Raw genomic sequence first — 22528 nt, 5'->3', positions numbered from 1 at the left:
ACAGCGATGAGTCAGCACCGCGTTCAGGAATTGTCGGCCCGCATCGAAGCGTTGCATGCCCGAGCTGCCGGCCTGCACAAGGAGAGCAGAGAGAATGCCGACAGGCTTTCCGATGTTGCACAGGGGCTGATTGCCCGCTTGCCGCGCGCCGAGGCGGCTGCTGACGCCGCATTGCAAAAGCTCGATCCAAAAACGCATGCAGAGCTATTGCGAGGTGCGTTGCAAGCAGAGATGGACAAGTTCAAGGAAGATTTCAAGCGCGTGTCGGATAAGGCGCTTGCCCTGCCTGCCCGCATCCAGCATCTGGCCTCGGGAGCTACCCTTGAAACCGTGGAGACCAGTCTCACGGATTTGCAGGAGGACGTGACAGAGGCGTTCGATGGAGTGTCAGATCTCATCGAAGGCCGTCTGTCGACAGAGGCGTTCTCAGCTCGTGCCGAGCAAGCTTTGGACACCTTTGAGGATCTGGCAGAAACGCTTGAAACCGCCGCTGAGCAGACGAGGGACCGGCTGGAACACATCGCGCAGCGTATGGAAGTCATGGCGGGGTCCGTTGGTGACACCACTAAAAACGCAACCGATGTGATCTCGGACACCTGGGACGGCCGCGCCGACCTTCTGGACGATGTCTTCGAGAACCACGTCATCAATTTTGGGGTTCGTGTAGAGCGGGTTGAGGCCAAGTTCGGCTCCGTCGAGGCACGTGTTGTCGCAGGTTTTGACACGCTTTCTGAATTGCGCGTCAATCTGACTGAGCTGACTGAAGAAAATGCCGGGCCGGGCGAAAACTTGGCAGACGCTTTGGGTGTGATCTCGGAAACTCTGTCTTCCGTGTCTGGTTAGGGAGGGTCAGATGCGCTACGATGAAGTTGCAGAAACGCAAGATGGCATCGACGAGTCGACGTCCGGGTTCATCGACATTCAATTCGGTTTGATCGCCATTCTTATCCTTGCTTTGTCAGTGACATCCCGAGGGTTGAGGGACGGCTCCCAACAACTCGAACGAAGTCAGTCCGGCTCGAATCTCTTCATCGAGATGTTTCTCAGCGATGAAGACGAAGAAACATCGCACAGGGAAAGGCTTTCGTGCGCTAGAGGCGGCGAGATACACAGCGCCGTGCGCTTTGGCGATATAGCACTCTGCGCAGAGTGGGATGATGGGGTCGCGGTGTTAGGCCCCTGGGAGAAAAGTGGCGAACTTTTTGAATCCGGACGAAGCGAGCTGCCCCCTGGCCGAACCGGCAAAGAGTTCACGGACATGGAGACTGCTGCCAACTTGGTCGAGCATCTGCGAGGCCGGACGCTTGACCTGTTTCCTTGCCTAGCGCCGCTCGACCGCAATATGGACTTCGAGGACGGTGCGCTGGATGCGTTCAAGGCGCTCATGCTGCGTTGCCAGAAGACGCACTTTTCTGTGGCCGCCCGTACCTTGGACCTGCCGTGGTCAGACGAAACCGGCGTGGCCAGCCTTCGCCTGCCCGGCCTTGATCTTTTCATGATCGAAGGACACGCGGATGGGGCACGACCAGACCAGATTGGGGATCCAATAGCCGAGCGGAATAGGAAGGCAGCGGTTGCTGGGGCGCGTGCACAACGCGTGCTCTATGCCATGCTCAATCCGGGTGGTGCAGAAAGCATCGGCTCGTTTCTTGGCGCCGTGAACAGTATTTTACCGGAAGCCCTCCCGTTTCACATCGATCAGTTGGCATCGGCGTTGCCGGGTGAAGACGAGCGCAGCTACCAGTCTGGACTTCTCGATCTCGTGCCACTGAGCCGACGGGTCTATCAGGAATGCTATATTCATGCGCGGGAACTCGAGGTTGATGCGGACGTTGGGGATAGGCGCCTACCGGTCTGGTGTGCGGCGCTACTGGGGGTGCAAAATTCTAAGGAGATTGATGCGCAGGGCTTCGTCCAGATCGAACTGAGCGCGTCATCGGACCTCGAAACCGAAAGCGCGTCACAAATCCGGAACCTGCACGTCCCGCGGCTCTTCGCACTGAGCAACTACGACCGTTTTAGCCTGCGGCACGGCCAGTTGGGCGTTGGGGACCCTCGCGACCGCCGGGTAGAGTTTCGATTTCTGACGGCAGCCATTCCAGCGGAGATCCACCAACTGGTCCGAACACGGGGGAACACGGACTTTTACCTGCTCTACACTGCAGCTGCAACGATGGAATTGCACAACTGCGATATGGTGCGCGCGCAGCCGGGCGCGGCGGATGGAACCTGTGTCGAGCGTTTGAACCGTTTGGTTCTGGGGGAGCTCACTGGAAGACCGGAGTAGTGATCCATGAGCATGTCGGCGCCACTCGGACCGGCCAAGTACAGCCAATGAATTTCAGTGAAGCCCAGCCCTGATCGCGGGGAACGGTCAAATGGGACGTGATTCTGGCTCTGGCGGATCTCTCTAATTTAGATCATGCGGACAGTTTTCGTCCATCCACCTCCGCTTGGCTATCAGTTGGCCTTCAAACGTGTCTAAGAGGTCCCTGCGACGAAGAAAGGGTCGACTATGAAGCCTTCCTAAGTTTGCGTCCGCTCCTAATTTTGGGTTCAATAAACCACGACAGTTCAGCAGCAGATATCGCTGGAGATCTTTAAGGAGGCACTCCCTATGAACCGACGCAACTTCCTTCGTTCTTGCACAGCTCTTGCCACTTTGCCAGGGTTGCCGGCTTACGGGCAGCTAATGAGAGACGTTTACAGCGAAGCTCCAAGAGTGCGCCAAGCTCTCCAAGACGCAACCTCCGTGGAGGAAGTGCTTGCAATTGCTGTTGACTGGAATTCCGTCTACAAAGATAGCGCCAACGGTGTAGCCCCGACGTACATGACTGACTGGGATATTTTTGTAAACGCGGTGACGGGTCAAATTCAAGAGGAATTGGCAAAGGGCGGAGCAGGCTTGTTGGCACCAGCGCTTGCGAGGGTCGCGCCAAAACTGCTGCAGGCCATCACGACAGTGGGTGCCTACCTGAATGCACTGGGCCCCATTTTTGTTTTCTTAACTGCTATGACCCCCTCGAGAATCGCAAGCGATGCTGTGGAAATCCACCAGGTGAATATAGCAATGCAAGAACATATCTCGGCGGCAATAACCCGCCTTACGGGCGGTCCAGATTGGTATTTGGTGATAGAGTCAAATATTGAGCTGGTACCAACAGGGCCGTCCATTAGAATACGATGAAGATCTTTGTGAATCGCCCCGGGTTTACCGGAGGGTCTTGTCACAAAGATTCCGGTTGAGTCGGCCAGTGCGGCCTCGTAGCATGGGAGCATGACTCAACCTGACCCGTTTAAGGGCTGTCATTGCAGCCCGAGTTTGGACGACCAGATCTATAGTCAAGAGTGTTGGTTGAATTCGCACGGACCTATTGGCTTGGAGTGGGTTCTTAAAATAGACCTAAATGTCCGCAATGGAGCCGGAGGCTAACGTAGTATCGAGCAGTTGCTCCGTCTGCTTTGGTATCTGGCACTTTCTGTTAAGTAAGTTTCTGACTGTTACAGGTCAAGCCTGTGGACTTCCCAGGGTTTGCTAGACACGAAAAAGCTTTAAAATCTAACTTTAAGCGAGGTGTCTATGAGTGGCAAGCGATATACCGAAGAGTTCAAGAAGGAAGCAGTTAAACAGGTAACTGAACGGGGCTATTCCGTGGTTGAAGTAGCTGAGCGGCTGGGTACAACTACCCACAGCCAGTATGACTGGATAAAGAAGTATGGCAAGCCCACGCCTCGGGAAGCTAATAAGCCAGATATAGAAGCCGAGAATGCCCGGTTAAAGGCTGAACTCAAGCGAGTCACTACGGAGCGCGACATCCTAAAAAAGGCCGCCGCGTACTTTGCCAACAACCCAGAGTGAAGTGCGCCTTCATCCACAAACACCGCCAGGAGTTTCCGGTTCGGATGATGTGCGAAGTCTTCAAGCTGCATCCCAGCGGTTTTTACGCGTGGTTGCACAAGCCGGTTTCTGACCGGGAGGTTGAAGACAGGCGGCTGTTTAAACTAATCCGCGAGTTTTACGTTGCCAGTGGCGGCACCTACGGCAGCCCCTGGATTTACCGTGATCTGCGTGAGGCGGGTGAAAGGTGCAGCGTACACCGGGTAGCAAAGATCATGCGTAATAATAGGCTCCGGGCACAGATCGGCTATAAGCGCCGCTATTTCAAGGGAGGTAAGCCAGCGCGGGTGGCAGACAACCTGTTAAACCGTGAATTTAATCCTGATAGGCCGAACAAAGCGTGGGTCAGTGACATCACGCATGTCAGAACCTACGAAGGTTTTTTGTATGTAGCGACCGTGCTGGATTTATTTTCTCGAAAGATCGTAGGTTGGGCTATGGGTAAGAATATTGATCGGCATCTGGTTATCGACGCTATTGCCATGGCAAAGCTGAGGCGACAACCGAAAAACAAAGTGCTGTTCCACAGCGACCAGGGTAGCCAGTACGGTAGCCATGACTGCATCTCGTTTCTTGAAGCAAACAACATGCTGCCGTCAATGAGTCGGCGAGGTAACTGTCACGATAACGCCGTTGCTGAAAGCTTCTTTGCGACTTTCAAGAAACGAGTTACCCAGAGAAAAATTTACGCGACACGGGCAGAAGCCAAGACAGAGATATTTAACTTTATCGAGATGTTCTACAATCCGATCAAGCGTCATTCAAGCAACGGCGGGCTTTCCCCGGTGAAGTTTGAAGAGGCGTATTTTGAGAGACTGGAAAGTGTCTAGTAAAGTCTGGGAAGTCCAATAAATACATATAAAACAATATGGTAATGAAATATACAGAATCCTGCCCGGGGCACCAATATATTCAAGTTGCAGCCTTTCCAGGCCTGATTTTTCTTCCCTGCGTTGTCTTCACTGCATTTTATTAGTATCGCCACGACCGACTATATTTGTGCCGGATCGGGTTTTTTATTGGATTGATCCCCCTACGGATCGGGCATTTGTCACCCAGCTTGTGCGCCCGCAATCAGGCGAAGCACTAAAAGGATAAAAGCATGTCAACTCATCGCTGTTCTACGCTGAATTTCGAGCAATTGTCGCAGTCGTGACGGGCGTCTGTGGTTTCGCTGACGCAGTTGGAGGAGGATCCCTCCATTACGGTGATTCCACTCCGGGCCGGCGCTTCACCGGTTCTGCCGGATGAATCCGGTAAGTACTGCCGGCATCTGGTATCACTGCAGTGGGCGCAGTCGCCGACGGATAGCCGGCATGGGCGCTACTACCTCAGCCGGCAGGATGGAGAGTGGTGCCTGTGGAACTGCCATCGGCAAAGCCTGGAGTCACTCGACTTCGAGGCGGAACATGGTTACCTTAAGCTGACCCCGACCTGGTGCCTGCTGGCCCACAGTGCTGGACCGGAACTGTCTGCCAGGGCGGCGGGGTGCCGGTTGCTGTGTGCCTATCTTGCTCATCAGCGCAATGAAGAAGGGCTTGATCGCTTTTACTCGGTATCCCGACCAGGCGAGCTGACTGAAGAGGATCTGCGGGTAATTGCGCGAGCCGTTTGGTCAGAACAGGCGGATAGTCGCAGCCGGTCTGTTCTGACGGGACTCGGGTAGCATCCAGCACAACCGAATCTGCTGAAACTGGTCGAACTGACAGAAACGTGGCAGCTGGCAGCAAATCCTGAAACAGTATTACCGGGTACCCTGAACCCCGGAAGCGTAAAGCCGGAGCAGTGCTATGACCGAAACCGATAGAACCAGGACCTGGACGCGCCGTCAGGCCATGCAAACACTTGGTGTGATGAGCCTGGGTGCGCTGGTCCCATCAGTTTTCGCTGCCGAATCCAGCATCGGCCTGCCGACTCCGCCGGTTGATCAGGGTGCGGACCGTCTGGCGCGGGATGAAGCATTCTGGCGTGAGGTGGCGGGCTACTATGATCGCGTCGACGGTGTCGTCAACCTGGAGCACGGCTACTGGGGCAAGATGGCGCGACCGGTACTGGAGAGTTATCAGCAGGCTACAGCCATGGTCAACAAGGAGAACTCCTGGTATGGCCGGCGTCAGTACCCTGCCGACCTGCAGGAAAGCACCCGACGGGTGGCGCAGGCGCTTGGCGTGGATGCCGACGAGATCGTCCTCACACGTAATGCTACCGAGGCTATCCACGCGCTGCTGTTGCAGTACCAGCCGCTGGTGCCGGGTGACAGGATCCTTTACGCCGACATTGATTACCCCAGCTTTACCAATACTATGCGCTGGCTGGAGCAGGCCCGCGGGGTAGGGGCAATACGACTTGCGATCCCCAACGAGGCCAGCCAGGAGCAGATATTCACGCTCTACCGGGATGCTTTTGCGTCCAACCCCGAACTTAAGCTGGCTTTGATCACTCATGCCAGTAATCAGAATGGACTGGTTATTCCAGTACAGGCGATCAGTCGTGAAGCCAGGCAATATGGCATCGATATCGTCTGCGACTGTGCCCAGTCCTGGGGGCTGATCGATTTTACCCTGCCAGAGCTGGGCGTTGACTGGGCAGGATTCAACCTGCACAAATGGATCGGCTCGCCGGTAGGCGTCGGTGCCCTGTATATGCGGCGCGGTTCCCTCGACAAGGTGGCGCCTTACCCGGGCGAATCCGACCCGCAGGATCTTTCTGTTGCACGTCGAGTCCATACCGCCACCTCCAATTTCGCCGCCAACCTGGCGGTGCCGGCGGCACTGGATTTTCACCAGGCGATCGGCGGCGCCAACAAGGAAGCCCGATTGCGCTATCTGCGCAACCTGTGGACCGCCGAAGCACGACAGATGAGCCATATCGAGGTGCTGGGCGCCGGTCATGAACAGGCCTGGAGCGGCATCGGGTCATTTCGCCTGGCGGGTAAGAACTCGGCCGCAGACGCCCAGGCGCTGCAACGGACTCTGGAACAGGAATACGGCATTTTCACCGTGGCCCGCTACGGGTTGGACAGCGGCGCCTGCGTGCGGGTGACCCCACAGGTGTTCACCTCGGCTGACGAAATTGGCCGCCTGGTGGATGCGCTGCGCCTGCTGCGTGCCTAGCTGCTTTGCGGAACAGCTGCCTAGCAGGCCTGCGTGAAACCGTCCGCTGCGGCATCTGAAGCGGCGCAAGGAAAGCATCTGCTATCTGGATCAGCACCCAGACCACCACGGAATATACGGCGGCAACGCAGAAGACTTCGGGACGCTTTGACTCCTCGAATAGCTTGTCCATAGAGACGGTCCAGTTTGAGTCTTATCTTTCACGGCTTATTCTGATTGGGTGACTTTGCTTGTATGTAACGCTAAACGTAACAATACATCGTTTCTTCAATAATTAAATTATATAAAACAACAGGATATGAGATAACACAAAATCCTGTCCGGGCACTGAGAAGAAAGCGGGACAGCCTCCCGTTACAATCCTGATTTTCCCCATCCACTTATCCGATGCAGAATAACACCCTGTGGCGATACCCTTTGCCGCATAACCGCAGGAATGTCGGTCAGCGCAACCAGGCTTTCTTCAATTGGCCTGCACTCTTTCCAATTCTGCAGTTAGCCTCGGCTAACGTATGGGGTGCAATGGCCGGCCAGACAGGGTTAAACTGCTAAGCAAAAGAAAAGGGCCAGATCGCATGTTTGAAAAATACGCCATGATCGTCATCTACTTCGGCATTCTTTTGGTGCTGGGCTACCTGGCGTCCCGACGCATTCATTCCATGAAAGATTTTGTCATCGGCGGGAAGACGCTGAGTTTCTGGGTGGCTGCCTTCTCCGCCCAGGCGACCGGTGAATCTGCCTGGCTGTTGTTAGGCGTTACCGGCATGGGGGCCATGATCGGGTTCTCTGCCTACTGGATCGTGGTCGGCGAGGTGCTGGGTGTGGCGGTTGCCTGGTTCGTCATGGCACCTCGGTTCAAGCGCCTGACGGATATCTATGAGTCAATGACGGTCATCGATTATCTGGTATCGCGATTCAATTCCAGAACCAATACCCTGCGGATTTTGTCTGCACTGGGTCTTTCCGTCTTCGTGCTCATCTACATATCCGCGCAGATAGATGCCACTGGCTCGGCATTCGAAACCTTTCTCCAGTGGGACTATCACACGGGGGCCATTGTGGGTTTTGTCATTGTCGCCGGGTACTGCATCGCCGGCGGTTTTCTGGCGGCAGCCTGGACAGACATGTTCCAGGGCGCAGTTATGCTGGTGTGCCTGGTTCTGTTACCGCTGGTGTGCCTGCTGGTTATTGATAACCGCGGCGACATCTACAGCGGTCTGCAGGCCATCGATCCGGGTCTCGTCAATTTCTGGGGGCCGGGCGGCTTCAGTTTGATGAACCTCTCCGTTGTGATCGGTATGGCGCTGATAGGGCTTGGGTTTCTTGGCTCTCCCCAGGTGTTTGCCCGCCACATCGCGATCAGAAGCGAAGCACAGATTATCAAGGGGAGCTGGGTTGCGGTTGTGTTTACCATCCTGGTGGATTTTTCTGCCGTCAGCATCGGAGTTCTGGGGCGCTATGTGTTTACCAGCCAGGGCGTGGAGCCCGAATCGGTGCTGGGGAACGGCGCTCAGAATGTGCTTCCCCAACTGGTTGAGTACACTTTCCCGCCCTGGATTGTGGGGCTTTATGTTGCCGCCGTACTTTCTGCCATCATGTCCACGGTTTCTTCGCTACTGGTGATGGCGTCCAGCTCCTTTACCCATGATCTTTATGAGCGCCTCATCAATCCGGGAATTACCGACACCCAGGCCGCGCGCCTGTGTCGCCGGGCAACCCTGGTAATGTCGCTGATTGCCCTGGGCCTGGCTATCACTGTCTCAGTCCTGTCACCGGACAGAACGATTTTCTGGTTTGTGATTTTTGGCTGGTCAGGTATCGCGGCGACCTTCTGCCCAATGATTATTCTTTCGCTGTTCTGGCCAGGATTTACAGAGCGGGCAGCCATAGCCTCGATGGTTACCGGATTTCTGATGACGATCATCAGTAAGTTCGTTCTGCAGGAATTTGAAGCGGTTGGGCCTTATTTCGTTGCGCTGGAGACCATGCCGCCTTCATTCCTTTCCGCGCTGACAGTAGGCTATGTGGTCGCCGTAATCTGGCCGGACCAGCAGCTGAAGACGAAGTTTGAAGCCGAATTGAAGGAGATTCTGGAACCGGATCCCCTTGACAGGTAAACCCAATGATTGCATAAATTCTTGGCCCAGGACCGCTTCGCTGCTTCCATAGCAGCATTTCCAGCGCCGTACTCAATTTTTCTGGATATCACGTAGAGTGACTACGCTCAATCCATAAAAATCTCCGTGCGACGCTGGAAATACTACTCTGAAAGCTCCTGGCCTCAACAGTTTATGCAATGATTGGGTAGATTGTACCGGGTGACAGGAGTTTCCGGACACAGAACAACACAGACGCAAATTCAACGAGCAGGTAAAGACAGTGACACTGAGCCGAGATGAGTTAGAAGCCCACTGGATGCCCTTCACGGGCAATCGGCAGTTCAAAGACAACCCGCGAATGCTGCAACGGGCCGATGGCGTGTTTTATTACGACACCGAAGGCCGGCAGATTTTTGATGGCCTTTCGGGGTTGTGGACCTGCGGGGCCGGGCACAATCGACCCGAGATTGTTAAGGCGGTCAGTCACCAGATAGCGGAACTGGATTATTCACCCGGATTTCAATACGGCCATCCCCTGTCGTTTCAGTTGGCCAACAAGCTCGTTGCGCTGACACCGGACGGCCTCGATCATGTCTTTTTCACGGATTCGGGTTCAGAGACGGTGGACACAGCGCTCAAGATTGCGAGGGCGTACTGGCGGAACAAGGGGCAGCCCGGCAAATCGCGTTTCATCGGCCGGCAGAAAGGTTATCACGGCGTCAATTACGGTGGCGTTGGGGTCGGGGGGATCGGCTTTAACCGCAAGTTGTTCGGACAGACAATTGAAGCGGACCATATTTCTCACACGGTTCTTGAGGAAAACAGGTATTCCCGCGGGATGCCGGAAGTCGGTGCCCATCTCGCCGACGAAGTGGAAGAACTGGTTCTGTTGCACGACGCCTCCAACATCGCCGCTGTGATTGTCGAACCCCTGTCGGGCACGGCCGGTGTGCTGCCGCCACCCAAGGGCTATCTCAATCGCCTGCGGGAGATATGCGATCACCATAACATTCTGCTGATTTTCGACGAGGTAATTACCGGGCTGGGCCGGATGGGTGCACCTACCGGTGCCGAGGAATTTGGTGTGACCCCCGATATCATGGGCCTGGCAAAACAGATCACCAACGGCGCTATTCCAATGGGTGCAGTGGTCGTCGGCGCCGAAATCTATCAGACATTTATGGATAATGGCGGCCCGGAATACCTGGTGGAGTTTCCCCATGGCTATACGTATTCGGGCCATCCTGTTGCCTGCGCCGCCGGGATGGCAGCCCTTGATCTGTTGCTTGCCGATAACCTGATCGCCAATGTGCGACGACTCGCCCCGGTACTGGAAGAGGCAGTTCATGGATTGAAAGGCCATCCAATGGTGACCGATATCCGTAATTACGGTCTGGCGGCGGGCCTGAGTATTGCGCATGCACCCGGCGAACCCATGAAGCGGCCCTTCGAAATCGGCCTGCGCTGCCTCGAAAAAGGCTTTTACGTGCGCTGGGGGGCTGACACCATTCAGTTGGCGCCTCCGTTTGTAGCAACAGAGGAGCAGATTCGCTTACTGGTCGGTGCAGTGGGGGAGAGCCTCGATGAAATCAATTGAACCGGATAGCGGGCTGGGCAGAGAGAGCGATAGCGGAGAGGCTGCCGCGGGGGCCGTGGTGGGAGATGACGCCGGGAAGGCTGAATCAGCAGGCTCCCAACTTGGTCACTACATTAACGGCACCGAGGTCGGGCAGGGTGGCAGTGCCATGCCGGTCTACAATCCAGCCCTGGGCTCAGTAATCCGAGAAGTGTCGATTGCCGATGCCGCGGCCACAGAGCAGGCTATCAGCAGTGCCGAAGCGGCCTTTCCAGCCTGGCGTAACACGCCACCCCACAAACGTGCTCAGGTGATGTTTCGCTTTAAACAGTTGCTGGAACAACACGCTGATGACATCTGTCAATTGATCACGGCCGAGCATGGCAAGGTGCTGAATGACGCCCGCGGTGAACTGGGGCGTGGTATCGAGGTCGTTGAGTATGCCTGCGGTATCCCTGAGCTGTTAAAAGGCGAGTTCTCGAAAAATGCCGGGCCAAACATTGACAGCTGGTCAGAATTCCAGCCCCTTGGTGTGGTGGCGGGGGTAACCCCGTTCAACTTTCCCGCTATGGTGCCTATGTGGATGTACCCCCTGGCTGTTGCCTGTGGTAATTGTTTTATCCTGAAGCCTTCAGAGCGAGATCCCAGCGCTTCAATGTTGATAGCCAGGCTTCTTTCCGAGGCAGGGCTGCCAGACGGTGTGTTCAATGTTCTCAACGGCGACAGAACCACGGTCGAGGCCCTGCTGGCGGATTCCCGTATCCAGGCAATCAGTTTTGTCGGGTCCACACCCATCGCCAGGTCTATCTACGAGACAGGTACCGCCAACGGAAAACGGGTGCAGGCTCTTGGTGGAGCAAAAAACCATGCCGTCATCATGCCGGACAGCGATGTGGAGCAGGCTGTCGATGCCCTGATGGGGGCCGCCTATGGGTCCTGCGGTGAGCGCTGTATGGCGATCTCTGTGGTGGTCTGTGTTGGTGAGACGGCAGCCGAACAGGCGGTGGCCAGATTAAGTGAGAAAGTCCGGGGGCTGAGGATAGGGCCCGGGGTGGATAACAGTAATGACATGGGGCCATTGATCAGCCGGGAGAGCCTCGAGCGTGTCAGAAATTACGTACAGGCCGGCATCGACCAGGGAGCGGAACTGGTCGTCGATGGTCGTGGGTTCCGGGTGCCCGGACACGAGGAGGGCTATTTTATCGGCGGCTGTCTCTTCGATCGGGTTACAGAGGACATGAGTGTTTACCGTGACGAGATATTCGGGCCGGTGCTCTGTGTGATGCGCGTGGACAGCCTTGACGAGGCAATTGGTCTGATAAATCGACACCAGTACGGTAACGGAACCTGTCTTTTTACCCGGGACGGAGAGGCTGCCCGCTATTTTACCGATGTTGTAAAGGTCGGTATGGTAGGTGTCAACGTGGCGCTGCCGGTGCCCATCGCGAGCCAGAGTTTTGGGGGTTGGAAAGGCTCATTGTTTGGCGATCTTTATGCCTACGGCCCCGATGCGGTCAGATTCTATACGCGGAGGAAAACCATGACGCAGCGCTGGCCTTCCAGTGATGTGCGGGAAGGAGTCAGGTATTCCTTTCCTAGTAACTGAAAATAAATCTCAGTTTAAGGATGTCTGATCAATCGCCGGAACGCTTTGCGAAGGGCTGTCAGCCGCAGCTTCCAGCCATTGTATTGTTTTCCTTGGCTGTCCGTTTCCGGCTCGGGTCAGCACCTACATTCCAATACCTTGAGGATGCGCTATGAAGAGAAGAACAAGACCTCCCCAGCTTACCCGGCGTGATTTTCTGAACGGCTGTGCGATCAGTCTTGCAGCCGGCACGACCTTTTCACCGTTGCAAGCTGTTGCACAGGGGATGCTGGATTCGTCCGCACTCCCGGCCGACTATTACCCACCCACGTTGCAGGGTATGCGGGGCAGTCACGACGGCTCCTTCGAAGTGGGGCATGGTATGCGTGATGGTGCAGCCTGGCAGGCTGTGGATTCCGGTGAGGCCGAGTATGACCTGGTGGTTGTGGGTGGCGGCATCAGCGGTCTGTCGGCGGCGTATTTTTTCATCAAGCAGAACGGACCCGATTCGCGGGTTCTGATTCTGGACAACCACGATGATTTTGGCGGTCATGCAAAACGCAACGAATTCTGGCATGAGGGGCGCATGTTTCTGGTGAATGGCGGGACGCTGAATGTCGAAGCACCCTCGCAGTACAGCACGATTTCGGCGGGTTTGTTGTGGGAGTTGGGTATAGACCGAACCCGCTACTTCGAGCAGAACCGCGACATGTTTTCTTTTTATCGAGACCTTGGTCTTAAGGGAAGTCAGTTTTTTGACCGGGAAACCTTTGGCGAGGACCGGCTGATTGTTGACTACAATAACCTGCCGATTCAGGATGCCATGGCTCAGGCGCCCTTAAGTCAGCAGGCAAAGGATGATGTCGTGCGGCTTTACGGCACCCGTGAAAATTATTTCGAGGGAATGAGTGCAGAAGAAACGCGACGCCACCTCAGTCAGATGAGCTACAAGGACTACCTGGTGAATGTGGTGAATTGCAGCCCCGAGGTCGTGAAACTGTTTCAGTCCAGCTTCCATGGCTCCTTCGTGGTTGGCCCCGATGCCATTCCGGCAATTTATTTCCGCGATTCCGGTTATCCCGGTTTTGCCGGTCTCAACCTGGAAGACCTGCCCGAAAACCTGCTGGTCAATGAACCCGGCGGTCAGCACGGCAGGGAGAATCAGCGCCGGGCGAACCGGGGCGACCCCGACATGTATTTCCCTGACGGTAACGCGACCATCACCCGGCTGCTGGTGCGCGCCCTGATCCCGAATGCCATCCCGCCCGGAGACATGGAAGATATCGTTACGGCCAGAGTTGACTACCAGCAGCTGGATCGTTCCGACAATCGCTGTCGCATCAGGCTGAACAGTTCGGTTGTCGACGTGCGGCATCTGAACGACCAGCAGGTGCAGACGAGTTTTGTAACCGGCGATCAAGCCTATTCGGTGAAAAGTAAAAACGTGGTGCTGGCCTGTTGGAATACGGTGATTCCTTATCTCTGTCCGGAAATCCCTGCGCCACAGAAAGAGGCATTGTCCTACGGGATCAAGTCGCCGCTGGTCTATACGGGAGTGCTGCTTTCGAATTGGCAGGCGTTTGTTGATCGAGGTATATCCAGCACCAGGGCACCGACCAGCCTGTTTTCCAGCATTGGCCTGCAGGCATCGGTCAGCATGGGTGATTACCGGACTTCCCGCGATCCTGCGGAACCGATCGTCGTCAGAATGTCCGCTTATTTCGACGTGCCAGACAGCGATCTGTCGCGCAGAGAACAGCATCTGATCGGTCGCAACAGGCTCCTTAACACCTCGTTTGATACCTTCGAACAGTCCATCAGGGATCAATTGACGCGTATCCTGGGCACGTCAGGTTTCGAACACGAGCGGGACATTTTAGGCATAACGGTAAATCGATGGCCCCATGGCTACTCCTATTCCTATAATCCACTTTCGGATCCCTACGAATGGGCTTATACGACCACGCCGGAGCGGCCTAACGTGGTAGGCAGGCAGCGGGTTGGCCGCATTGCGATCGCCAATGCAGATGCTTCTGCCAGCCCCCATACCGACGGTGCGATAAACGAGGCCTACAGAGCTGTGAATGAGTTGTTGGCTTAAAGCAGCGTGATTTCAAAAGGGGGAGAGTAGTCATGGCAGGTAAAATTTCGGCAACACCGGAGCGGGGTGGTTTATTCATACTCATTACGCTGTGTGTTCTGGCGTGGGCGGCTCCGTCACCGGTGGTCAGCGCGGAGGCTGAGAGTGGGATGTCAGATAATGAAAGAATCGTTCGCGAGTTCATCGCTGCCTGGTCCAACCTGGATCCGGCAGAACTGGCGACTTATTTCGCCGTAGACGGCACTTACCATAATATTCCTTCGGGTCCCGTCACCGGGCGGGACAACGTGCAGGCGATGATCGCCGGTTTTATTCGCCCCTGGCAGTCAACCGAATGGGAAATCATCAGTCTGGTTGCTGACGGTGATCGCGTGATGGTGGAGCGACTGGATAAGACGGTAGTGGCTAGCCAGCCGGTCAATCTGCCCTGTGTCGGGGTTTTCGAGATGGAGAACGGCCAGATCAAGGTGTGGCGGGATTATTTCGATCTGAATACCTACCTGGAACAGCTGAACCAGGCGCTCGGCCAGGCTGGTAATAATCCAACCAATTGACTGGTTTTTGACAGGCTAATTGCCCTGTTGGCGGGGCACGGCATCAATGTTTACGGCGATAGAAATCCGTTCCCGGCTGCCTTTATAGGGCCGCACACCATGGCGTAACCAGGCAGGAAATACCACGATATCCCCGCGCTGCAGTCTGAACTCGGTCTGTATATCCTGAGGGTTGCCGTCCGCGCTGATCAGGCGCATGCCGGTATTGCGCATGACGGTCATAGGAAAGCGCGGATCTTCCACGAAGAAATTGCCGCCGACGTCCAGTGGAGCATCGGCTTCTCTACCCAGGTCAAGGTAAAGGACCGCTGCCCAGAGATTTCCCGGGTGAACGTGCATGTCGTTCATGCCGCCTTGCGGCGTGACATTGGCCCACATCTGTAACGGCCAGTCGAACGCGTCCGGAGAACTTTCTTTGAAGTGGGTCATGCGCCTGGCGATGCTGATGACCGTCTCACCCAGCTTTCTGGCTGGCTCGCCACCCCATTCCAGCATCCTGGTATCGGAATGCCAGCCACCAATATTGGAACGGGACAGGCCGGGATCCTCGTCGCGGCGCCGCCGCACGATCGCTTCCAGGTCCTGCAGAAACTCTTCACCCCCCTGCAACTGGCAATAGGCGATCGGCGTTTCGAACAAGCCCATTGGTTGGGCTCTGGTGCGGAAATTGTAGGTATCTTTAGGATCACTCATGGGCTTGTTGCCTGGGACTTCAAGGTTGATCGGATTATGGCAGCCCCCCCATTCTCTTATCCGTCCCCGATGGAAGCAACTCCGTCAGTGCCTGACTGGATGCTCGTCCGTATCAAAAAGCTTGTAGGGACAATAAAGAGGCAGGAGCAGCGGTTGTCATAAAAATGTAAAGAAAATGTCGCTGAACTGCAATATCACCTTCTTACCATTCCGGTCTGTTCCGTATCCGATACCGACCCTCAAGCTGAAGGAGTAATAATGAAATTTCAATCTAACAAAATCAACGCGATCGCATTGGGTGTTGCGATGGGCGTTTCGGCAATGGCTGCACAGGCTGCCGACCAGCCAACCCTGCAGGCCGTTGGCTTCAAACCGGGGGCGCAGTTCACCGGCGGCGCCACGATTAACGGTGGCGCAAGCTATCTTACCGAGATTCCGGCAGCGGATGCAGTTGATGTGGTTGCCACGATTAAACCTGATGCTTCCGACGTGGGTAAGCAAGGCAGCCTGTTCCTGATTCTTGACGTGCCAGGAATCGGCCTGTTTACCCGCCTGTCCGGTGGAGTCTGGCTGCCTCTGGATCTGAATAATCTGGAAAGCACGCTGTTGCCCTATACCACCAAGACGCTGGAGGCCGAAGAGTCAGTGTCCATTCTTGAGGGGCTCGTCGGTGAAGATTCCAATCTGACTGATATTACCTTCTCGGCTTTCGCCGCTTATATCACTGACAATAATCTGGCCACGCTGACTTTCACTGGAACACCGATACAGTTCAGAATTTCAGACACTCCGGCAGCCGGGTGTCCGGCCAATACCACAGCGGGCGTGGGAAATGTGGATGGCAAGCCGATCTGTGTGCTGTCCGGTGACTCCGCTATCACCTCGGATACACACCTGACGGCCAATAATGTCTACTTTCTTGATGGCACCATAAGAGTGGGTTCACAGACACCTACCGCCAATGAGAACAAGATTACGATGACGATCGATGCCGGTACCACGCTGTTCGCCAACAGCGCCACACAAAGCTTCCTGCTGATCGACCGCAGCGCCAAGCTGATGGCTAACGGCTCGGCAGAGAAGCCCATTATCTTCACCTACGATGAAGACGATGGATCCGGCACCGTCGACCCCCTGAACGATCGTGGCAAGTGGGGCGGCCTGATTCTCAATGGTCGCGCCAGGCTGAATACTCAGAGCGGCGTCGACCAGGGTGAGGGCGGTACCGGTGAATACGGTGGTGGTAATAATCCTGTCAATACCGACAGCAGCGGTGCGCTGACCTACGTGCAGATTCGTTACGCCGGCCAGATTATTACCGAGGAAGACGAACTGAACAGCCTGGCTTTGCAAGGTGTCGGTTCCGAAACGATCATCGATTTTATCAATATTCATAATGGCGCTGACGACGGTGTGGAGTTTTATGGCGGTGCGGTGAATGCCAAACACCTGGTCCTGACCGGTATGGACGACGATGCCGTCGACTGGACGTCCGGTTGGAGTGGTAATCTCCAGCATGTGCTGGTGAAGATGACTACCAGCGGAGACAACTGCATCGAGGCGGACAACCTGGGTTCCAACCCGACTGCCACGCCGCGTTCCATTCCAACTGTTTCCAACCTCACCTGTATCGGTGACGGACAAGGCATGAAGAGCAGTGGTCACGCGTTCGAACTGAAAGCGGGCACAGGTATGAACATGTTTAATTCCGTAATCGGCGGCACTTTCCCCCAGGGCGGCGAAGGCTGTATCCGCATTGCCGGTCAGGAAACTTTTACCCAGTCTACCAGCAATGGCAATATCTCTGGTTTGAACGGTACTCTGACCATGGAAACCAGTCTGATTAGCAACGCCTGTGCTGCGGACCTGCAAGGCAATGGCGGTGGTGATTTCACTGCCACCAACTGGTACAACGCTCAGAACGGTGCCAACGTTGGCAACGCGGATCTGGGCGGACCATGGGGCTGGGCCAACGGCTGGAATATCAATTCTGTTGAGCCGCAGGGCGGTTTGCCGGCCTTTTTTGATGAGGTTGAATACATCGGTGCCGTCAAGGACGATACATCCGACTGGGCGAAGGGCTGGTCCTTCGACTACGAGGCTGAAGCAGGCAACTGATAGAGGTTTTAATCTAACCGGAAGAAAGGGTGCTTTAAGCACCCTTTCTTTTTCTGGTGGCTCACTCTGCTGCTTCGCTGAAGCGCTCGGCGGGCTGTATCCGCGTTTTTCCTGCTGCAGTTTTTTGATCTTCCGTGATGTTACTGGCATGACATATTAGTGTCATATTCACTCACTAAGATACCCGCCATCACCGCATCCACTTCCTTGGAGTTATTTTGATGACCCGCAGAAAAATTCTCGCCCTATGCGTCGCTTCTGCTGTCAATACGATGGCCAATGCACAGCAACCTCCTGAAATTCAGGAAATTTCTGTTATCGGGCAGTTCGTTCCTGATGAGAAACGATCCACCGATCAGGTTTCCAACGTGATAGGCGAAGAACAGTTTACCCGGGCGGGTGATGCGAACATTGCCGAAGGACTCAAGCGTATTTCGGGGCTCAGCACCGTGGACGGCAAGTTTGTCTATGTGCGCGGACTGGGTGAGCGGTATTCCACGACTCTGCTTAACGGTGCGATATTGCCGAGTCCCGAACCGATCAATCGGGTCGTACCGATGGATCTGTTCCCGACCGCCATTCTTGAAAGTGTGCTGGTGCAAAAGACCTATTCCGCGCAATATCCCAGTGAGTTTGGTGGCGGGGTGCTGCAGATGCGTACCAAGAAGTCTACCGACGAGTTCTTCTGGAACGTGACCAGTTCCCTGGGTATGGTCGACAACGCCACGTTTAAAGACAGCTACACCATGAGTGGCGGCGGTCGTGACTGGCTGGGGTACGACGATGGTCATCGCGCCCTGCCTGATGTAATCAATGCAGCGGTAGGCGACGGCACCAGAATTGCCCCGTTCAGCCGCTTTACCGGCCAGGGTTTCACCGACGAAGAAATTCAGGCATTCGGCCGCTCTCTGCGCAATGAATACGCACCCACGGTTGAAGATGCGCCTCCGAACATCGACTTCACAACCTCATTGGGCAACTTTCACGAAATCGGCGATTCCGGCATGCAGGTAAATTACCTGGCTTCCGTCGATTACTCCAACGGCTGGGACACCAATCGGATTGAGCGAAATACCTGGGTGCCCGCGACCGGTGGTCTGTTCCAACAGGAAGGGATCGATTTTGTCGGTACTGAACACAGCATCGATGTAAGCGGGATCTTCACGGCCGGCCTGGATATCAGTGCCAACCACAATATTCGAGCCACGTCTGTTTTGTTACGTAAAACAGATGACCGGGTTTTCAGGTCCCAGGGCTTTACCGAGGCCGAGCAGAACCTGGATGTCACGGAACTGGAATGGGTGGAAAGAGAACTTTTCTCCAATCAGTTTCAGGGCGATCACTATTTTCCTGACTTCAATGAGCTGGGCATCCTGTGGCGCTACAGTAAGATTTCAGCCGAGCGGGACAGCCCGGATCAACGGGAATACCGTTATGACCTGGGGGAACTGTCGACCCGTGCCGATGGAAATCTGCGCCGCTGGAGTGTGCTGGATGACAAGGTCGATGATTTCGGGCTGGATCTGTCCATGGTTTTCTATGGTCCCCTGAGTGCCACGATTACAACCCGGGGTGGTTACGTATATTCCGAGAAAACCCGCGAATCGGAAATTCGTCGCTATGGCTTCAATCCTTCGGGCTCGGTCGCTAACGATCGAGAACTGCTGCGCAAGCCGCTGGAGGAGATTCTCACCCTGGAGAATATCTCTCCCGATGGGTTCGAGCTGATCGAATTGACCAGGCCCACAGATAACTACGCCGCCGCCAACGAGCTCGAAGCGTTTTACGGCGAAGTGGAAGTCAATTTTGACGATCGGTTCCGTTTCACTCTCGGCGGCAGGCAGGAAGATTTTCAACAGAATACCACCACTTTCGATCTGTTCCGGCCCGACATTGCCGTTGAGGCCAGGCAGGAGCAATCCAAATTTTTGCCGGCCTTCAGTGCTACCTACATTCAAAATGATCATCAGTTCCGGCTGGCCTACAGTGAGACCGTTTCGCGACCGGATTTCAGGGAGCTTTCCACCGCTGCCTTTACCGATCCCATCACCGGTAAAGACATCATCGGGAATCCCAACCTGGAAATCACCTCCATTACGAACTATGACTTCCGCTGGGAATGGTATTTTGCGTTCTCTGATTACATGTCATTGGGGGTGTTCTACAAGGAGTTTATAAACCCTATCGAAGCATCGGTGCTCAGCCCGACCACCCGCGCCTCGACCTACATCAATGGGGCATCGGCCGAAAACCAGGGGGTCGAGTATGAAATCTACAAGCGCCTGGATTTTCTGGGTAATGACTTTCTCGGTGGCATCGGCCCGGATTTCTACGTCCAGGCTAATGTTGCCTATATTGATTCCAGTGTAAACATCGCTCCGGAAGACCAGGGCGTGCTGACGACAACCAACAGGCCCTTGCAGGGCCAGTCAGACCTGCTGTTCAACTTTCAGCTGGGTTATGAACCGTACTCAGGCACTACCGCCACACTGCTGTACCACTACTACGGTGACCGTATCGCTGAGGTGGGTATCGAGGGTGCTCCAGACCTGATTGAAGAAGATTTCGGTGAATTGAATCTTGTCTTCATTCGTGAGTTGAATGACAACTGGCGGGTTACCGCAAAAGCCAGGAATATCCTGGATGAACGGTTTGAGATTACTCAGGGTGGGCGGATATCGACTGCCTACAACAAGGGCCGTGAATTCAGCTTCCAGGTTGATTACAGGTTCTAGCCGGGATCAAGGAAAGGTTGCCAGTTGTCAGCCTCAGCCCTGCAGGCGGGGCTGAGGCTGACGAATCGCTCGTCGGCGTGAAGACGAAATGTCACCCTTTCGGGGCGCTGGGGCTCCCAGACAGTTGTGCATAACCTGCCAGCCAGATGTCGCTGTCAGACCTGGCACCAGGTTCTGTCCAGCCTATTTCCTGATCTGCTTTTCCAATCGGCCATGTCGCTCAGGCCCCGCTTGCAGTTCTTCGTGCATGCGTCCCTTATTGCTCTGACTGCTGGCAACCAACCTGCAACCAGGTGGAGAGTTTTTGTCTGCATCAGTCCCATGTCAAATTTCCCTGGAGCCGTGATCTGGCTTTCTGAGTCGGTTGAAAGCAATTTCAGTTTGGAAATCCAGTCTCAGGCAGTGAACTGAGCACCTGAAATTCAGCCTGCAGGCCGCAGCTCAGTCATTTCCAGAGTGAAATCCAGGCCTATTTTGCACTTTTCAGTAATTGATGACTGCAAGTTGACTACAGGCCGGGGTTTAAAAAAATCAATTAATTCAAGTTGTTGACGTGGTCATGAGGGCATCGCACACTGCTTTGAAAAGTTTTCCGGGTTGTGGCTGCCGGCCGAGGTCGAGTCAGAGTCCCGGGCTGGTAAATGCGGAACGTTTTTCACCCCGGCTCAGTGAGGAAATTGCTCCATGGGACGCCTGATCTACTTTGAAGACCACCACCCCGGTTTCGAAAGAGGGGGGCCTGTCAGGCGTCTGCAGGGCGAGAGCCTGATTCCCCTGCAACTGGCCCTGGATGAATACGATATCGAAAAATGCTTCGCCCAGCTTGCCGGCTTTGGCCGCTGTTCTGTATTCCCCCGTGCCAATCCATCGGATGCCGGGAAAATCCTCTTCCTGGTCCGGATTCGCGATGCCATCGACCTTAACAGGCACCTTCTGGAGGAAGAGGGTGATGATTCCCAGGCCGCTGCCGACCGCATCGATCACATTCAGATGCTGGAGAATTGCGAGGAAAGCCTGCTCTCCAAAGCGTGGGACCGGATTGGACTTGAGACATCGGTCCGCTTTACGTCAGGATCAGTCTCGGCCCGCCCGGTAAGGCAGTGACTGCAGAGTGACCAGGGCCTGCGGGTCCCGGTCAAGGTAGACCCGGCTGGTTTCTTCCTCTACCGCTACCGGCAGAATCGCCAGTACATGCCAATCCCTCTGGCTGTCCTGGGCGCAGCGTAAAATTTCTCCACTGAGCGCTTCCTGTCCGGCATCGATTTCACACTCGATGGACCCGGGCTTTGCATTCTGCTTGGCGGCCACGCCATGATACAGCCGCTTCTTGGCGGTGCCCCGGTAATACATGCGGGCAATAATTTCCTGCCCCGTGTAGCAGCCTTTCCTGAAATTAATTATTCCCGACAGGTCGTAATTCAGCGCTTCGGGCAATTGTTGTTCAGACAGGTCGGGGGTGATGTGCACAATGCCGGCCTTTATATCTTCCAGCTCCCAACTGTTGCTGGAAGTGTCTGTCGACAGGCCTGCCAGCCTTGAAGCGGGTGGTTCACCCGCTGCATTGAACTGCCAGTGTTCAAAACGGGGGGTACTGCCCGGTATTCGCAGCAGCAATTCGCAGTCGGTTGCGATGACATCGCCAGCAGCAGGGGGAATCCCGCTGAACCGCTGCGAAAGATCCGCTTCGGCTTCCCCGCCGATGAATCCAGTGCGCTGGAGCGTTTCAGTAGCCAATCGGCATTCGGCTTTTGAGAAAACGATGTACTTGCTCAACACCGGCAGTACGATAGCGGCCATGCCTGCGGCCATCAACAGGTAGCATTCGCCGTTGTGTTCGACGAGCCTGAAATCGCTGATCACCCGGCCTTTAAGATTGCAAATGCTGCCCGTCAGACTGTGTTCGGATGACAGCTGTTCCAGGTCACAGGTGACCTGACCCTGAAGGAATTTCCTGGCATCCGGGCCGGATACTACGATCAGATCAAAATTGTTCAGGTCGATTACCTGCATGATTCACTACTCTTTTCGCTTAGCCTGCTGTTGAAAAACAATTGCT

Annotated in this window: 16 protein-coding genes; 14 read left to right on the top strand and 2 right to left on the bottom strand. The window is 55.2% G+C overall.

Annotated elements, in window-relative coordinates; all coding sequences use genetic code 11:
- Positions 1 to 6: 6 nt before the first annotated feature.
- The 11 genes from R3F50_18320 (at position 7) to R3F50_18270 (ending at position 14926) form a co-directional block, all read left to right on the top strand.
- Positions 7 to 843 (top strand): hypothetical protein, encoded by an 837-nt coding sequence (locus R3F50_18320; GenBank protein MEZ5492243.1) that lies wholly within the window; start codon positions 7 to 9, stop codon positions 841 to 843.
- Positions 844 to 853: 10 nt separating this feature from the next.
- Positions 854 to 2287 carry a hypothetical protein gene (locus R3F50_18315; protein MEZ5492242.1) on the top strand — a complete coding sequence of 478 codons (1434 nt, stop codon included), beginning with the start codon at positions 854 to 856 and terminating at the stop codon, positions 2285 to 2287.
- A 330-nt stretch (positions 2288 to 2617) separates the two neighbouring features.
- Entirely contained in the window at positions 2618 to 3187 is a 570-nt protein-coding gene (locus R3F50_18310; protein MEZ5492241.1) for a hypothetical protein, read from the top strand.
- 393 nt (positions 3188 to 3580) lie between these two features.
- Positions 3581 to 4728, top strand: a protein-coding gene (locus tag R3F50_18305) for an IS3 family transposase (GenBank protein MEZ5492240.1) whose coding sequence is annotated in 2 segments (ribosomal slippage) — positions 3581 to 3824 and positions 3824 to 4728 — 1149 coding nt in all. Because the reading frame shifts where the segments join, the coding sequence is not laid out codon by codon here.
- Positions 4729 to 5063: 335 nt separating this feature from the next.
- Complete coding sequence (locus tag R3F50_18300) at positions 5064 to 5564, top strand: hypothetical protein (GenBank protein ID MEZ5492239.1); 501 nt, start codon at positions 5064 to 5066, stop codon at positions 5562 to 5564.
- A gap of 124 nt (positions 5565 to 5688) precedes the next feature.
- Positions 5689 to 7011: an aminotransferase class V-fold PLP-dependent enzyme gene (locus R3F50_18295; GenBank protein MEZ5492238.1), complete on the top strand. Its 1323-nt coding sequence runs from the start codon at positions 5689 to 5691 to the stop codon at positions 7009 to 7011.
- 575 nt (positions 7012 to 7586) lie between these two features.
- On the top strand, positions 7587 to 9128 hold the full coding sequence (locus tag R3F50_18290; protein MEZ5492237.1) for a sodium/proline symporter: 1542 nt from the start codon (positions 7587 to 7589) through the stop codon (positions 9126 to 9128).
- Between the two features lie 298 nt (positions 9129 to 9426).
- Positions 9427 to 10707: an aminotransferase class III-fold pyridoxal phosphate-dependent enzyme gene (locus R3F50_18285; GenBank protein ID MEZ5492236.1), complete on the top strand. Its 1281-nt coding sequence runs from the start codon at positions 9427 to 9429 to the stop codon at positions 10705 to 10707.
- Positions 10694 to 12292, top strand: coding sequence for a CoA-acylating methylmalonate-semialdehyde dehydrogenase (locus R3F50_18280; GenBank protein ID MEZ5492235.1), 1599 nt, complete (start codon positions 10694 to 10696; stop codon positions 12290 to 12292). Before R3F50_18285 ends, R3F50_18280 begins: the two co-directional genes overlap by 14 nt.
- A 151-nt stretch (positions 12293 to 12443) precedes the next feature.
- Positions 12444 to 14372 carry an FAD/NAD(P)-binding protein gene (locus R3F50_18275; GenBank protein ID MEZ5492234.1) on the top strand — a complete coding sequence of 643 codons (1929 nt, stop codon included), beginning with the start codon at positions 12444 to 12446 and terminating at the stop codon, positions 14370 to 14372.
- A gap of 32 nt (positions 14373 to 14404) precedes the next feature.
- Positions 14405 to 14926: a limonene-1,2-epoxide hydrolase family protein gene (locus tag R3F50_18270; protein ID MEZ5492233.1), complete on the top strand. Its 522-nt coding sequence runs from the start codon at positions 14405 to 14407 to the stop codon at positions 14924 to 14926.
- Between the two features lie 15 nt (positions 14927 to 14941).
- Here the strand turns inward: R3F50_18270 and R3F50_18265 are convergent, their stop codons facing one another.
- Positions 14942 to 15619, bottom strand: a complete 678-nt coding sequence (locus R3F50_18265) for a TIGR02466 family protein (protein ID MEZ5492232.1) — start codon at positions 15617 to 15619, stop codon at positions 14942 to 14944.
- Between the two features lie 258 nt (positions 15620 to 15877).
- Here R3F50_18265 and R3F50_18260 point away from each other — a divergent pair, with 258 nt between their 5' ends.
- From R3F50_18260 to R3F50_18250, 3 genes are all read left to right on the top strand, one after another.
- Entirely contained in the window at positions 15878 to 17737 is a 1860-nt protein-coding gene (locus tag R3F50_18260; GenBank protein ID MEZ5492231.1) for a hypothetical protein, read from the top strand.
- Between the two features lie 221 nt (positions 17738 to 17958).
- The gene (locus tag R3F50_18255) at positions 17959 to 20472 is read left to right on the top strand and encodes a TonB-dependent receptor (protein MEZ5492230.1); all 2514 of its coding nucleotides are present in this window, start codon (positions 17959 to 17961) and stop codon (positions 20470 to 20472) included.
- 684 nt (positions 20473 to 21156) lie between these two features.
- On the top strand, positions 21157 to 21576 hold the full coding sequence (locus R3F50_18250) for a hypothetical protein (GenBank protein ID MEZ5492229.1): 420 nt from the start codon (positions 21157 to 21159) through the stop codon (positions 21574 to 21576).
- Here the strand turns inward: R3F50_18250 and R3F50_18245 are convergent.
- A complete protein-coding gene (locus tag R3F50_18245) occupies positions 21547 to 22482 on the bottom strand; it encodes a hypothetical protein (protein MEZ5492228.1) in 936 nt (311 codons plus the stop codon). The genes R3F50_18250 and R3F50_18245 overlap by 30 nt on opposite strands.
- Positions 22483 to 22528 lie beyond the last annotated feature (46 nt).

The organism is Gammaproteobacteria bacterium, assembly GCA_041395725.1.
In the GTDB taxonomy this organism is placed as follows: Bacteria; Pseudomonadota; Gammaproteobacteria; order Pseudomonadales; family Pseudohongiellaceae; genus NORP240.
The sequence above is the reverse complement of the archived record's forward strand: the minus strand, read 5'-3'. Positions and strand labels throughout refer to the sequence as shown.

What these genes read in the sequence shown, in the direction of transcription:
- R3F50_18320 (MEZ5492243.1), top strand. Translation starts at nt 7, where the DNA reads ATGAGTCAGCACCGCGTTCAGGAATTGTCGGCCCGCATCGAAGCGTTG.
- R3F50_18315 (MEZ5492242.1), top strand. Translation starts at nt 854, where the DNA reads ATGCGCTACGATGAAGTTGCAGAAACGCAAGATGGCATCGACGAGTCG.
- R3F50_18310 (MEZ5492241.1), top strand. Translation starts at nt 2,618, where the DNA reads ATGAACCGACGCAACTTCCTTCGTTCTTGCACAGCTCTTGCCACTTTG.
- R3F50_18295 (MEZ5492238.1), top strand. Translation starts at nt 5,689, where the DNA reads ATGACCGAAACCGATAGAACCAGGACCTGGACGCGCCGTCAGGCCATG.
- R3F50_18290 (MEZ5492237.1), top strand. Translation starts at nt 7,587, where the DNA reads ATGTTTGAAAAATACGCCATGATCGTCATCTACTTCGGCATTCTTTTG.
- R3F50_18285 (MEZ5492236.1), top strand. Translation starts at nt 9,427, where the DNA reads ATGCCCTTCACGGGCAATCGGCAGTTCAAAGACAACCCGCGAATGCTG.
- R3F50_18280 (MEZ5492235.1), top strand. Translation starts at nt 10,694, where the DNA reads ATGAAATCAATTGAACCGGATAGCGGGCTGGGCAGAGAGAGCGATAGC.
- R3F50_18275 (MEZ5492234.1), top strand. Translation starts at nt 12,444, where the DNA reads ATGAAGAGAAGAACAAGACCTCCCCAGCTTACCCGGCGTGATTTTCTG.
- R3F50_18270 (MEZ5492233.1), top strand. Translation starts at nt 14,405, where the DNA reads ATGGCAGGTAAAATTTCGGCAACACCGGAGCGGGGTGGTTTATTCATA.
- R3F50_18265 (MEZ5492232.1), bottom strand. Translation starts at nt 15,619, where the DNA reads ATGAGTGATCCTAAAGATACCTACAATTTCCGCACCAGAGCCCAACCA.
- R3F50_18260 (MEZ5492231.1), top strand. Translation starts at nt 15,878, where the DNA reads ATGAAATTTCAATCTAACAAAATCAACGCGATCGCATTGGGTGTTGCG.
- R3F50_18255 (MEZ5492230.1), top strand. Translation starts at nt 17,959, where the DNA reads ATGACCCGCAGAAAAATTCTCGCCCTATGCGTCGCTTCTGCTGTCAAT.
- R3F50_18250 (MEZ5492229.1), top strand. Translation starts at nt 21,157, where the DNA reads ATGGGACGCCTGATCTACTTTGAAGACCACCACCCCGGTTTCGAAAGA.
- R3F50_18245 (MEZ5492228.1), bottom strand. Translation starts at nt 22,482, where the DNA reads ATGCAGGTAATCGACCTGAACAATTTTGATCTGATCGTAGTATCCGGC.